This window comes from Pseudomonas sp. HLT2-19-2 (genome assembly GCF_054898005.1).
Map to the genome: position 1 here is coordinate 883,564 of NZ_CM142712.1, position 12,181 is coordinate 895,744.

Genomic DNA, 12,181 nt, shown 5'->3' on the forward strand with positions numbered 1-12,181 from the left:
TATCTGCCGGTCAACGCAGATACTCGGCTAGCCCGCGATAACACGTCGCCAAGTGATAAGGCGTGGTCGACGGCATGTCCTGACGGGTCACGTTACCGTTCTCATCCCGACATTCATACCAGCCCCCTGCATGCAGAGAGTGCTGCTGCAATGCCTGCAATTGGCGTAGCACCGCGACCTCGCTGTCTGGTCGTAAGGTCAGTGCGCGCAGGTATTCAGCCTGGGCCCAGATGCGTTGGGTGCCATCTTTGGAGTGGCCATCCAGGTCGAGCATTGCCCGAACGGCGCCAGTCTGCTGATCGACGCCCAATTGTTCAGTGAACGCAAATGCACGCTCCAGCGACGCATGCAGAGTGGAACCGCGCAGCAACGAAGACGACTCCAGCAGGAAATACCACTCAAACTGATGCCCCGGCTCAAACCAGTTATCCACAGCATCCAGCGGTTTTTCCATCAACACACCGTGTTGCGGGTCGATAAAACGCTTTTGCAGGGCTGTGCATAACTTGACGAGCGCGTCTTGCACGGCGGCGTCTTCTCGCACCGACAGCGTGGCGAGAAAGGCTTCGGCCAAGTGCATCAGGGGATTTTGCAGCGGCCCGGACTTGAGCGAGGACCCGTCACGGTCGAGGCTGGCTTCGTAGAGGCCGTCGTCTGTGGCAAAGCGCTGTGTGACCACTTCCAGTGCGGCGTTGAGCGCCGACTCCACCAGTGGCTCGCGGACTTTGTCCCAGTAATGGGCGCAGGCGAACAGGATGAAGGCGTGGGTGTAGAGGTCTTTGCGCTGATCCAGCGGCGCACCCTGCGGGTCGATGCTGTAGAACCAGCCGCCATGCTCGGCATCGTGGAAATGTTCCTGCAAGGAACGGAACAGCGCTGCGGCGCGCTCTTCGGCGGCGGGCACCTGGCCGATCAGGCTGGAAAACAGGTAGAGCTGCCGCGCGCAGGCCATGGCCCGGTAGCGTTGGGGAGGCAGCGGTTGATGCTCGGCGTCCAGCGCCTCATAGGGCAGCGCCATCTCGGCATTCCAGCCGGGGCCTTGCCAGAGCGGCACGATCACGTCCAGAAAGTGCTGTTGCACCGAGGCGAACAGAGCGGTCAATTCAGGCTGGGAGGCGGAGAAGGAAACAGGCGGCATTGGCTGGCGTCGTCACGGCAGGGTTAGTTGCGCGACATGTTAGCAGGCCTGAGAGAAGCGGTGTCTGTCAGGCCGCCTTCGCAAGACACACACGGGCTTGCTCGCGAAGAGGCCACCACGGGCAATAAAAATTCAGCCCGCCAGCAACCACACGCCAGTCGCCGCCGAAGCTGCACCCGCCAATCGAACCAACGGCGCCGCCGCTTGAGGCAACACCCGCACTACGGCGTAACCCAATCCATGCAACGCAGCCGTCGCCGCCACAAACCCTGCGGCATACGCCCAGGGGCTAGACATGTCCGGCAATTCCAAGCCATGGGCCACGCCGTGGAACAGCGCAAACAACGCCGTCGCTAGCACCGCCAGGCTCAACGGCGGACGCACTGCCAACGCCACCGCCAGACCCAGCGCCAGCACCGACGCCGCAATCCCGCTCTCCAGTGCCGGCAGGTTCAACCCTTCAAACCCCAGCAACCCGCCGATCAGCATGATGCCGACGAACGTACACGGCAGCGCCCAGCGTGCAGCGCCTTTCTGCTGCGCCGCCCACAGACCGACCGCAACCATCGCCAGCAAGTGATCAAGGCCACCGATCGGGTGGCTGATGCCGGCGATCAAACCATTGTCGCCATGCCCCGGGTGGGCGAAGGCGATGGCTGGGGTCAGCAGCAGGGCCATGGCGCCCAGAATGCGTTTAAGTGTCATGGATAAGCGTCCTTGTTGATAAAAGTTGATCGAGTTCACGCCGCTGTCAGCAGGCCCTGGCGTTCGATGAAGGCGATGATCTCTTCCAGGCCCAGACCGGTTTTCTGGTTGCTGAAGACGAATGGCTTGCCGTTGCGCATGCGTTGGGTGTCGCTGTCCATCAACGCCAACGACGCACCCACCAGTGGCGCGAGGTCGACTTTGTTGATCACCAGCAGATCCGACTTGCAGATGCCCGGCCCACCCTTGCGCGGCAGCTTGTCGCCGGCCGAGACGTCGATCACGTAAATGGTCAGGTCGGACAGTTCCGGGCTGAAGGTCGCCGACAGGTTGTCTCCACCGGACTCCACAAGGATCAGGTCCAGTCCCGGAAAGCGGCGGTTCAGTTGATCCACGGCTTCGAGGTTGATCGAGGCGTCTTCACGAATCGCCGTGTGCGGGCAGCCGCCGGTTTCCACGCCGATGATTCGCTCCGGCGCCAGGGCTTCGTTGCGCACTAGAAAGTCGGCGTCTTCGCGGGTGTAGATGTCGTTGGTGACCACCGCCAGGTTGTAGCGGTCGCGCAGCGCCAGGCACAGGGCCAACGTCAGAGCGGTTTTGCCGGAACCGACCGGGCCGCCGATGCCGACGCGCAGAGGTTGTGCGTTCATGTGATTCTCCAAAATAAAAGGCCCTAGGAACGGAACAGACGGCTGTACTGGCGCTCATGGGCCATGCACGCCAGGGACAGGCCGAAAGCGGCGCTGCCATAGTGTTCGGGATTGATTCGGGTGGCGTTCTGCTGAGCCTCTTGCAGCAGCGGCAGCAATTGGCTGGTCAGGCGTTGAGCGGCTTGCTGGCCCAGCGGCAGGGTTTTCATCAGCACCGCCAGTTGGTTTTCCAGCCAACTCCAGAGCCACGCCGCCAGCGCGTCCTGCGGGCTGATCGTCCACGCGCGAGCGGCCAGTGCCCAGCCGAGGGCCAAGTGTGGCTCGGGGCGTTGTTCAAGAAAGGCGCGGGCGGGCGCATCAAGCTCCGGCAAACCGTTGAGCAGTTGTTTCAAGGAATAGCCCATCTGCCGGCTCTCCTGATGCAGCTCGCGGGTTTCCCGGCTGGCGCGATGTTCTTCGCAGCGTTGCAGCAGTTCACCCCAGTTTTCTTCGGCTGCGGCCACGCAATGAGCGAGCAGCAGTGGCGCTTCGAAGCGTGCGAGATTCAGGATTAGCTGATCGCTGATCCAGCGTCGCGCACTGTCGGAATCATTCACGCGGCCGTTATCCACAGCCATTTCCAGACCTTGGGAATAGCTGTAGCCACCAATCGGCAGCTGTGGGCTGGCCAGACGCAACAGCGCCCAGGCTGGGTTCATAACCGTACGCCGAACTGGTGCAGTTTCGGCGGGTAGTTGAAGTCTTCATCGCCGTGGCGCGAATGGTGATGACCGCCGCCATAGGCGCCGTGTTCCGGCTGGAACGGCGCTTCGATGTTTTCGACCTTGGCATCAAGCTGTTCGAGCATGGCCTTGAGCACGTAGTCGTCGAGCAGGCGCAACCAGCCATCACCGACTTGCAGGGCAACGTGGCGGTTGCCGAGGTGATAGGCCGCGCGAGTCAGTTCGAAAGCATTGGCGCAGGTGACGTGCAGCAGTTGTTCGGCTCCGGCGCAGACGCGAACGATGCGCCCGTCTTCGGCTTGCAGGCACTCGCCGTCGTACAGCGGTGGCTGACCGCGCTCCAAAAACAGCCCGACGTCTTCACCCTCGACACTGAAACATCGCAAACGGCTTTTGCTTCGGGCTTCGAAGGTCAGGTGCAACTCGGCGGCCCAGACGGGTTGAGGGTCGATTCTGCGATGAATCACCAGCATCGGAAAGCTTCCAGCAATGGACAATGCTTAGGCTAGAGCAAGGGGCTTGCCAACCGGGTGATGCGTAGGAAATACCTGTCGGAGCTCGGTAAACGCTCCAAGGCATGGTGGCTATTTGGATGAATTTGGTGCGGTGCGCAGTTGCGCGCACCAAATTGTGGCGCACAAAAAAAGATCGCTCAGGGGCGATCTTTTGATTGGCTTACTCGGTGCTGCCGAGGCCTTGCCAATGCTTCAACCCGATAAAGATGAAGCGCAACTGCTGAGTGATCTTTGCTTGGGGCGTCAGATGTTCAGGCAGCGCCTCGGCAGGTGGGTCGATGATGTCGGGCAAGGTCGCAAACACGCTTTTAACAATCAGATCGGCCATGACGCTCAGGCCGGCGATGTCCAGGTGTTGCAGTTTCGGCATCAAGGACAAGTCGGCCGCCAGGTCCGAGCTAATGTCTTCGCGCAAACGGCCGATGGCCAGCCGCACCGGCAGCGAACCACCGTACTGCTCGCGGGCGAGGAACAGGAACTGCGAGCGATTGGCCGTGACCACATCGAGAAAGATCCGCACTGAGGCGTCGATGATGCCGCCCATGACGAACTCGTTGTGGCGCACCAGGCGAATGGTTTCGCGGAAGGTCTGACCGACTTCACTCACCAGTACCAGGCCCAGCTCATCCATGTCGGCGAAATGCCGGTAGAAACCGGTCGGCACGATCCCGGCGGTTCTGGCGACTTCGCGCAGGCTCAGGCTGCCGAATCCTCGGCCGCATTCCATCAAGTGGCGGGCAGCGTCCATCAGGGCGTTGCGGGTTTGTTGTTTCTGTTCGGCGCGGGGCAGCATCGCAAGGGTGCTTTCTGAATAGGACAGCGGCGCACTCTAGCAAATCGGCTTTGCCGGCGTCGAACGACTATCGGGGGATCAAGCGGGGAAGTGAGGCATCTATAACGTCAAAAGCCCAATCCGGGGATTGGGCTTTTTTTCCGAGCTGCCATGCTTAGCTCAAACCGCTGTTGCGTTCGATGACACGGTCACCACCACCTTCGGCCAGAGTTTGACCTTGTGGGGTGCGGTCGGAACCGTCAGCAGCCAAGGTTTGACCTTGTGGGGTGCGGTCGGAACCGTCAGCAGCCAGGGTTTGGCCTTGTGGAGTGCGATCGGAACCGTCAGCAGCCAGGGTTTGGCCTTGTGGAGTACGGTCCGACCCATCTTGGGTGATCAGGCCTTTTTCTTTCAGTCGATCATTGCCACCTTCGGCGACCGATTGGCTGAACACCGAGTGGGTGGATTTGACTTGTGGGGTAGCCTGGTCAGCAGCCGGCAGGGCAAAAGCAGTGCTGGCCAGCATCGAGAGGGTAAGGCTAAGCAGTAATTGGCGTTTCATGATTAGGTGCTCCGTAGGAGTGCGATAAAGTGGGTACGAGAGCAATGCTACTCTCGATAAGTCGATATAAAAGTTCATAAACGCAATGGTAATAATCAACGGAATTGATTGTTCCGCCGAAGCGCTCTAGAACGGGTGTTTCCTGCGAACATTTTTGCACTGAGGTGGGTATTTTCGACCCGCTATCGCCTCGCAAAAGTGCGGGGTCGGTAACGCCGGATGAGGGGGCACAGTGTCCCCGACCGATTATTTGAGCGTTAAGCGGTGTTTCAGTTAAACCAGCAGGCTATTTTTCAGTCGTAGATTCCATGGCAGGCCGGTTCTGGCCTAACGTTTCAAAACGTGCGCCGCAGTCAGGGCGCTCAGTCGTATCAGGAGCCCTGTGCAATGACGCGCACTCGTAAAGGTTTTATCTGGACCCTCGCCAGCCTCGTTGTCCTGCTGGCCGTACTGGTTCTGATCATCGCGTTCTTCGATTGGAACCGGATCAAACCATCGCTTAACGCCAAAGTTTCCGAAGAGCTGCACCGCCCGTTCGCCATCAACGGCAACCTCGCGGTGGTCTGGCAACGTGAGCCGGACGAGGGCGGCTGGCGTGCCTGGGTGCCGTGGCCGCATGTCGTGGCGCAAGACTTGAGCCTGGGTAATCCGGACTGGTCGAAGACACCGCAGATGGTCACCCTCAAACGCGTCGAGCTGCGCATCTCGCCCCTGGCCTTGCTGGCGCAGCGTGTGGTGATCCCGCGTATTGACCTGACCGAACCGAATGCCGACCTCCAGCGCCTGGCCGACGGTCGCGCCAACTGGACGTTCAAGTTCGATCCGAAAGCCCCGAACGCCGAGCCTTCAAACTGGGTGCTGGATATTGGTGCGATCGGCTTCGACAAGGGCCACGTCACCCTAGACGACCAGAGCCTGAAAACTCAGCTCGATGTGCTGATCGACCCGCTGGGCAAGCCGATTCCGTTCAGTGAAATTGTCGGCGACAAAGCGGCGAAAACCGCACAGGAGAAGGGCGCTGCGCCTCAGGATTACGCGTTCGCCCTAAAGGTCAAAGGCCAGTACCACGACCAGAAACTCGCGGGCGAAGGCAAGATCGGCGGCCTGCTGGCCTTGCAGGACGCGGCCAGGCCGTTTCCGCTTCAGGCTCAAGTGAAGATCGCCGACACCAGCGTCGAACTGGCCGGCACCCTTACCGATCCACTGAACCTCGGTGCCTTGGATTTGCGCTTGAAACTGGCTGGCACCAGCCTGGGCAATCTCTACCCGCTGACCGGCGTGACCCTGCCGGACACACCGCCGTACGCCACGGACGGGCACTTGATCGCCAAGCTTCATGAAGCGGACGGCGCGGTGTTCCGTTACGAAAAATTCAACGGCAAGATCGGTCAGAGCGACATTCATGGCAGCCTGGCCTATGTCGCCAGCCAGCCGCGGCCGAAACTCAGCGGCTCATTGCTATCCAATCAACTGCTGTTTGCCGACCTGGCCCCGCTGATCGGAGCCGATTCCAACGCCAAGCAAAAGGCCCGCGGCGGCGAAAGCAAGCAGCCAGCAGACAAGGTGTTGCCGGTTGAAGAGTTCAAAACCGAGCGCTGGCGCGACATGGATGCCGACGTCGAGTTCACCGGCAAGCGCATCGTCCACAGCGAAAAACTGCCGTTCAAGGATCTTTATACCCACCTGATACTCACTGACGGTGTGCTGAGCCTTGAACCCCTGCGCTTCGGCGTGGCTGGCGGCAACCTGGATGCTCAGATTCGCCTCAATGGCCGAACGGAACCGTTGGAAGGCAAGGCCAAACTCACCGCACGCAAGTTCAAGCTCAAGCAGCTGTTCCCGACCTTTGAACCGATGAAAACCAGTTTCGGCGAGCTCAATGGCGATGCCGACATCACCGGTCGTGGCAACTCGGTGGCCAAACTGCTGGGCAGCGCCAATGGCAATTTGAAAATGCTGATCAACGATGGCGCCATCAGCCGCGAGTTGATGGAGCTGGCGGGGCTCAACGTCGGCAACTATGTGGTGGGCAAAATCTTCGGCGGCAAGGAAGTGAAGATCAACTGCGCCGCCGCCGACTTCGACATCAAGGCTGGGCTGGCGACCACACGTCTGTTCGTCTTCGATACCGAAAACGCGATCATCTACATCGATGGCACGGCGAACATGGCGACTGAGCAACTGGACCTGACCATCACCCCGGAATCCAAGGGCTGGCGATTGATTTCACTGCGTTCGCCGCTGTATGTGCGGGGCAAGTTCATCAAGCCTGATGCGGGTGTGAAGGCGGTGCCGCTGATTTTGCGTGGGGCGGGAATGGTGGCGTTGGGCGTGATTGCCGCACCGGCGGCAGGGTTGCTGGCGCTGGTGGCGCCGAGCGGTGGAGAACCGAATCAGTGTGCGCCGTTGCTGGAGCAGATGAAGGCGGGCAAGGCTCCCGTGACCGTTAAACCCACCCGGTAAAATGCAGATCAAAAGATCGCAGCCTGCGGCAGCTCCTACTGGGGAACGCATTCCAACTGTAGGAACTGCGTCACCCTCTATAGAAGTGATCGCTACCTAGGGTGTGAGTGATGAGCGCGGCGAAAAGTTTTATGTAATTTGCCAATCGAAAAGATCGCAGGCTTCGCCAGCTCCTACCTTGGAATGCGCTCTCCCGTAAGAGCTGCCGAAGGCTGCGATCTTGGCAATAGCCCTGATAACGCTGCTTCTTCCTGCAACCACGCAAAAAACGCCCGGACCGGCGGATGCCGTTCGCGCCCCGGCACACACAGTGCAGCGTAACCGGCACCATCGACCTGAACCTCACCCTTGTAGGTCACCAGCAAACCGCTGGCCACGCTCTCGGACACCAGAATATTGCTCGCCAGCACCAGGCCTTGCCCGGCAATCGCCGCTTGCAGGGCGTAATGTTCCTCGTCGTATTCACGGACCGCTGGCTGCCCCGTAAGCCAGGTCTCGCCGGACTGCGCGCACCAGGCCTCCCAGCCATGGGCGTACAGCTTTGAGTTGTGCCAGCGCACGCTGATCAGCGTCGGCGCTCGACTGGCGGCCAGAGTGACTTGCTCGGGCGAGCCATAGACGCCGAAGGATTCGTCGAACAGACACAGACCATAAAGGTTCGGGTAATCATCGAGGCTGTAGCGCAGCACCAGATCGACGCTGGCGTCCTGATGCAAATCGATGACTTCGCAATGGGTATCGAGCCGCAGGCTGATGTTCGGGTGCCGGGCGTAGAACCGTCCCAGCCGCGGCACCAGCCATAACGCGGCGAAAGCGGCGGTCGTGGAAATCGTCAAGCTCGCGCCGCTGCGTTGCGGGCGCAAGGTATCGACACTTTGCGCCACTTCAAGCAAAGCACCGTGCAAGCTGTGGAACAGCCGTTCGCCACAGTCAGTCAGGCGAACTTGCCGTGGCAACCGCTCGAATAGCGGCACACCGAGCCAGGTCTCCAGCGAACGAATCTGATGGGAAACCGCCGTCGGCGTCACCGAGAGTTCTTCGGCGGCTGCCTTGAAGCTCAGCAGGCGCGAGGCGGATTCAAAGGCGCGCAGGGCAGTCAGCGGCAGTGAAGCAAACATTGAAAACTCCATGGGTGAAATTAATTCATCCAGACTGATTTTTACTCATTTGAAGAGAGTCGGCTATGTGGCTCAAGGTGCAAGCCACAAACAGTTTAAGTTTAGTCGTTCAGGAGATACAGATGAGTACAATTCTTGCCGTGCACGCCAGCCCCCGGGGCGACCGTTCTCACTCCCGGCGCTTGGCCGAGGGGTTTCTTTCAGCCTGGCAGGCGGCCAATCCTCAGTCACACCTGACCCGTCGCGAAGTCGGTCGGGCGTTGATTCCGCCGGTCAATGAGGCTTTTGTGGCTGCCGCGTTTTACCCCGAGCCCGATGCGCGGCCGCTGTCGATGCAGGCCGACCTGGCGTTCAGCGATGAACTGGTGGGCGAGTTACTCGGTCACGACTTACTGGTGATCTCAACGCCCATGCACAACTTCAGCGTGCCCAGCGGCCTAAAGGCCTGGATTGATCAGATTGTGCGGTTGGGGCTGACCTTCAATCACACCCTGGACAACGGCGTGGCCCAATATGAGCCGTTGGTGCAGGGCAAAAAGGCGTTGATCGTCACCAGTCGCGGCGGGTTCGGTTTCGGGCCCGGTGGAGAGCTGGAGGCGATGAACCATGCCGATCCATTGTTACGAACGGCGTTGGGGTTCATCGGCATCACCGACATCACGGTCGTGGCCGCCGAAGGCGAAGAATCCGAGGCGCGCACCTTCCAGATCTCCGCCGCCGAGGCCGAGCAGCGTTTGCTGGCGCTGGCCAGGGAGTTCTAGATGGCGGGGGTGGTGGGGCTGAAGTAGGGCGGGATGTCATAGACTGGTCGTCGAGTTGTCATCTTCGATGCCGATGCTTGGCTGATGTCTTGCATTCAGTTTTGCGTCACCTCACCGATCACAAGGAAGTTCGCCCATGTCACAAGGTTCCGCCACGCGTTATCCGTTGGTGCTGGTCCCGGGAATGCTCGGGTTTATCCGTCTGCTGCTCTATCCGTACTGGTACGGGATCATTTCGGCGCTGCGCCGTGGTGGGGCGACAGTGATTGCGGTGCAGGTCTCGCCGCTCAATTCAAACGAGGTACGTGGCGAGCAGTTGCTGGCGCGGATCGAGGAGATTCTGCGCGAAACCGGGGCCGAGAAGGTTAACCTGATCGGCCATAGCCAGGGCTCGCTCACCGCCCGTTACGCCGCCGCCAAACGCCCGGATCGGGTCGCCTCAGTCACCTCGGTGGCCGGGCCCAATCACGGTTCGGAGCTGGCGGACTACCTGCACAAACACTATCCCGGAGACAGCGGCAAGGGGCGGCTGCTGAGCGTTCTGTTGCGCTGGGTCGGTGCGCTGATGAGCCTGCTGGAGACCGGTTACCGCGGGCCGAAATTGCCGGTTGATATCCATGCCTCCCATCATTCATTGACGACGGAAGGCGTGGCGCTGTTCAACCAGCGTTATCCCCAGGGCTTGCCTGACACTTGGGGCGGGCACGGGCCGGAAGAGGTCAACGGCGTGCGGTATTACTCCTGGTCCGGGACCTTGCAGCCGGGGAAAACTGATCGGGGGCGTAACCTGTTCGATGGGACTAATCGCAGTTGCCGGTTGTTTGCCAGGACCTTCGTTCGAGAAGTCGGGCATTGCGACGGGATGGTCGGGCGTTACAGTTCGCATCTGGGGACGGTGATTGGTGATGAGTATCCGATGGATCACTTCGACATCGTCAATCAGTCACTGGGTTTGGTGGGGAAGGGGGCTGAGCCGGTTCGGTTGTTTGTCGAGCATGCGGCGCGGCTGAAAGCGGCCGGGGTTTAGCCGTCAGTCATGCAGCACCACTGCCGCAATCAGCGCAGTCATCAACCGCAGCAGATTGAAAAATAACGTGGTCCGGCTCGGCCCCAAGCGGATCACGGCCTGCATCCACGCCAATAGCGCAATCATCGAGGCCAGCAGGAGGCGTAAAGCACCAGCGGAATGTTCTGCAGCGTCGGGCCGATCTTCGGTGAAGCGAGGAATAGCGGAAACAGCACCACCACGGCCACCTTGAGCGCAGGAAGGTGTAACAGGCGTTGTCTACACTCCAGAGCGAGGCCGTGCTCCTCGGTGCGGCAACAAGGAGAAAACTCTATGAAGATGTTGCGTGTCCCTTTGTTGATGATGGGTTTGCTGCTTTGCTCCCAGGGCTTCGCCGCCACTGCCCAACAGAACAAAATGACCACCTGCAATGCCGACGCCACCGCAAAAAGCCTCAAGGGCGATGAACGTAAAGCCTTCATGAGCACGTGCCTGAAAGCGGCGCCTGCTGCAGAGGCTGCAAAACCCATGACCCCTCAGCAAGAAAAGATGAAAACCTGTAACGCCGATGCCGCCACTCAAGCCCTCAAAGGCGACGCGCGCAAAGCCTTCATGAGCGACTGCCTGAAGAAAAAATAATCAAGCGTCTATGGGGCGAAGGCATCTGCTCGCTTCGCCGTCGGAACGCTGGCAGACTGCCAATCCTTTTACGCCGTTCGTTTTGAGGCTGTATGCCAACGTTTTCTCAACGCCAAGTCTTGCTGCTAATCAGTTGGGTCATCATCTTTGGTGGTTTGCTGCTGGTGATCCCGATGCGATTGCTGCCCAGTCTGCTGGCCGGGCTGTTGGTGTTCGAACTGGTCAACATGCTCACCCCGCAATTGCAGCGGCTGATCGAAGGTCGGCGGGCGCGCTGGCTGGCGGTGGCATTGTTGGGGACGCTAGTGGTCAGTGTGTTGACGCTGATCTTTGCCGGCGCCATCAGCTTTCTGCTGCACGAAGCGGAAAACCCCGGCGCATCTCTCGACAAGTTCATGGTTGTGGTCGACCGTGCGCGCGGGCAATTGCCGCCGTTCATCGACGTCTATCTGCCCGCCAGTGCCGCCGAGTTCCGCGTGGCGATTGGCGAGTGGATGAGCAAGCACCTCAGCGACTTGCAACTGGTGGGCAAGGACGCGGCGCACATGTTTGTGACGCTGCTGATCGGCATGGTGCTGGGGGCGATCATTGCCTTGCAGCGCGTGCCGGACGTGACCAAGCGCAAGCCATTGGCCGCCGCGCTGTTCGACCGCTTGCACCTGCTGGTTCAGGCTTTTCGCAACATCGTGTTCGCGCAGATCAAGATTTCCCTGCTCAACACCTTCTTCACCGGGATTTTCCTGGCGGTGGTCCTGCCGATGTTCGGGATCAAGCTGCCGCTGACCAAAACCCTGATCGTGCTGACCTTCCTGCTCGGGCTGCTGCCGGTGATCGGCAACCTGATATCGAACACCCTGATCACCATCGTCGGTCTGTCGCTGTCGATCTGGGTCGCCGTGGCGGCGCTGGGCTATTTGATTGTCATCCACAAGCTTGAATACTTCCTCAACGCGCGCATTGTCGGCGGGCAGATCAGTGCCAAGTCGTGGGAGTTGCTGCTGGCGATGCTGGTGTTCGAGGCCGCGTTCGGCCTGCCGGGGGTGGTGGCAGGGCCGATTTATTACGCGTATCTGAAGAGTGAGTTGAAGCAGGTGGGGATGGTTTAACCTCCACCCGATCGTTTCCACGCA

Annotated in this window: 13 protein-coding genes and 1 pseudogene; 5 read left to right on the forward strand and 9 right to left on the reverse strand. The window is 60.1% G+C overall.

The features are described 5' to 3' along the window. Nucleotides 1–10: 10 nt before the first annotated feature. From ACYZTU_RS04080 to ACYZTU_RS04110, 7 genes are all read right to left on the reverse strand, one after another. The gene (locus tag ACYZTU_RS04080) at nt 11–1,138 is read right to left on the reverse strand and encodes an AGE family epimerase/isomerase (RefSeq protein WP_461968204.1); all 1,128 of its coding nucleotides are present in this window, start codon (nt 1,136–1,138) and stop codon (nt 11–13) included. A gap of 132 nt (nt 1,139–1,270) precedes the next feature. After that, complete coding sequence (locus tag ACYZTU_RS04085; protein WP_461968206.1) at nt 1,271–1,843, reverse strand: HupE/UreJ family protein; 573 nt, start codon at nt 1,841–1,843, stop codon at nt 1,271–1,273. A 35-nt stretch (nt 1,844–1,878) separates the two neighbouring features. Continuing rightward, nucleotides 1,879–2,493, reverse strand: coding sequence for an urease accessory protein UreG (gene ureG / locus ACYZTU_RS04090; RefSeq protein ID WP_461968208.1), 615 nt, complete (start codon nt 2,491–2,493; stop codon nt 1,879–1,881). Nucleotides 2,494–2,516: 23 nt separating this feature from the next. Next, nucleotides 2,517–3,191 (reverse strand): urease accessory protein UreF, encoded by a 675-nt coding sequence (locus tag ACYZTU_RS04095; protein WP_461968210.1) that lies wholly within the window; start codon nt 3,189–3,191, stop codon nt 2,517–2,519. After that, entirely contained in the window at nt 3,188–3,688 is a 501-nt protein-coding gene (ureE, locus tag ACYZTU_RS04100; protein ID WP_461968212.1) for an urease accessory protein UreE, read from the reverse strand. Before ureE ends, ACYZTU_RS04095 begins: the two co-directional genes overlap by 4 nt. 202 nt (nt 3,689–3,890) lie before the next feature. Then, on the reverse strand, nt 3,891–4,523 hold the full coding sequence (locus ACYZTU_RS04105; protein WP_008157374.1) for a TetR family transcriptional regulator: 633 nt from the start codon (nt 4,521–4,523) through the stop codon (nt 3,891–3,893). A 154-nt stretch (nt 4,524–4,677) separates the two neighbouring features. After that, nucleotides 4,678–5,064, reverse strand: coding sequence for a hypothetical protein (locus tag ACYZTU_RS04110; protein WP_461968214.1), 387 nt, complete (start codon nt 5,062–5,064; stop codon nt 4,678–4,680). A 387-nt stretch (nt 5,065–5,451) separates the two neighbouring features. Between ACYZTU_RS04110 and ACYZTU_RS04115 the strand changes: the two genes are divergently transcribed. After that, nucleotides 5,452–7,527, forward strand: a complete 2,076-nt coding sequence (locus tag ACYZTU_RS04115; RefSeq protein ID WP_461968216.1) for an AsmA family protein — start codon at nt 5,452–5,454, stop codon at nt 7,525–7,527. 173 nt (nt 7,528–7,700) lie between these two features. Here the strand turns inward: ACYZTU_RS04115 and ACYZTU_RS04120 are convergent, their stop codons facing one another. After that, nucleotides 7,701–8,657 (reverse strand): LysR substrate-binding domain-containing protein, encoded by a 957-nt coding sequence (locus ACYZTU_RS04120; RefSeq protein ID WP_461968218.1) that lies wholly within the window; start codon nt 8,655–8,657, stop codon nt 7,701–7,703. Between the two features lie 110 nt (nt 8,658–8,767). Here ACYZTU_RS04120 and ACYZTU_RS04125 point away from each other — a divergent pair, with 110 nt between their 5' ends. Continuing rightward, nucleotides 8,768–9,406, forward strand: coding sequence for an FMN-dependent NADH-azoreductase (locus ACYZTU_RS04125; protein ID WP_461968220.1), 639 nt, complete (start codon nt 8,768–8,770; stop codon nt 9,404–9,406). Nucleotides 9,407–9,542: 136 nt separating this feature from the next. After that, nucleotides 9,543–10,433 (forward strand): esterase/lipase family protein, encoded by an 891-nt coding sequence (locus ACYZTU_RS04130; RefSeq protein WP_461968221.1) that lies wholly within the window; start codon nt 9,543–9,545, stop codon nt 10,431–10,433. Between the two features lie 6 nt (nt 10,434–10,439). On the opposite strand, the pseudogene ACYZTU_RS04135 reads toward ACYZTU_RS04130, so the two are convergent. Then, nucleotides 10,440–10,684 (reverse strand): annotated as a pseudogene (locus tag ACYZTU_RS04135) (EamA family transporter); the annotation flags it as partial. A 61-nt stretch (nt 10,685–10,745) separates the two neighbouring features. Here ACYZTU_RS04135 and ACYZTU_RS04140 point away from each other — a divergent pair. Together ACYZTU_RS04140 and ACYZTU_RS04145 are read left to right on the forward strand one after the other, a co-directional pair. Beyond that, complete coding sequence (locus ACYZTU_RS04140) at nt 10,746–11,051, forward strand: PsiF family protein (RefSeq protein ID WP_461968223.1); 306 nt, start codon at nt 10,746–10,748, stop codon at nt 11,049–11,051. 92 nt (nt 11,052–11,143) lie between these two features. After that, a complete protein-coding gene (locus ACYZTU_RS04145) occupies nt 11,144–12,157 on the forward strand; it encodes an AI-2E family transporter (RefSeq protein WP_461968225.1) in 1,014 nt (337 codons plus the stop codon). Nucleotides 12,158–12,181: the final 24 nt, after the last annotated feature.

Coding starts and splice junctions, on each gene's coding strand:
- ACYZTU_RS04145 (WP_461968225.1), top strand. CDS start 11,144: ATGCCAACGTTTTCTCAACGCCAAGTCTTGCTGCTAATCAGTTGGGTC.
- ACYZTU_RS04110 (WP_461968214.1), bottom strand. CDS start 5,064: ATGAAACGCCAATTACTGCTTAGCCTTACCCTCTCGATGCTGGCCAGC.
- ureE (WP_461968212.1), bottom strand. CDS start 3,688: ATGCTGGTGATTCATCGCAGAATCGACCCTCAACCCGTCTGGGCCGCC.
- ACYZTU_RS04130 (WP_461968221.1), top strand. CDS start 9,543: ATGTCACAAGGTTCCGCCACGCGTTATCCGTTGGTGCTGGTCCCGGGA.
- ACYZTU_RS04125 (WP_461968220.1), top strand. CDS start 8,768: ATGAGTACAATTCTTGCCGTGCACGCCAGCCCCCGGGGCGACCGTTCT.
- ACYZTU_RS04085 (WP_461968206.1), bottom strand. CDS start 1,843: ATGACACTTAAACGCATTCTGGGCGCCATGGCCCTGCTGCTGACCCCA.
- ACYZTU_RS04115 (WP_461968216.1), top strand. CDS start 5,452: ATGACGCGCACTCGTAAAGGTTTTATCTGGACCCTCGCCAGCCTCGTT.
- ureG (WP_461968208.1), bottom strand. CDS start 2,493: ATGAACGCACAACCTCTGCGCGTCGGCATCGGCGGCCCGGTCGGTTCC.
- ACYZTU_RS04095 (WP_461968210.1), bottom strand. CDS start 3,191: ATGAACCCAGCCTGGGCGCTGTTGCGTCTGGCCAGCCCACAGCTGCCG.
- ACYZTU_RS04105 (WP_008157374.1), bottom strand. CDS start 4,523: ATGCTGCCCCGCGCCGAACAGAAACAACAAACCCGCAACGCCCTGATG.
- ACYZTU_RS04080 (WP_461968204.1), bottom strand. CDS start 1,138: ATGCCGCCTGTTTCCTTCTCCGCCTCCCAGCCTGAATTGACCGCTCTG.
- ACYZTU_RS04140 (WP_461968223.1), top strand. CDS start 10,746: ATGAAGATGTTGCGTGTCCCTTTGTTGATGATGGGTTTGCTGCTTTGC.
- ACYZTU_RS04120 (WP_461968218.1), bottom strand. CDS start 8,657: ATGGAGTTTTCAATGTTTGCTTCACTGCCGCTGACTGCCCTGCGCGCC.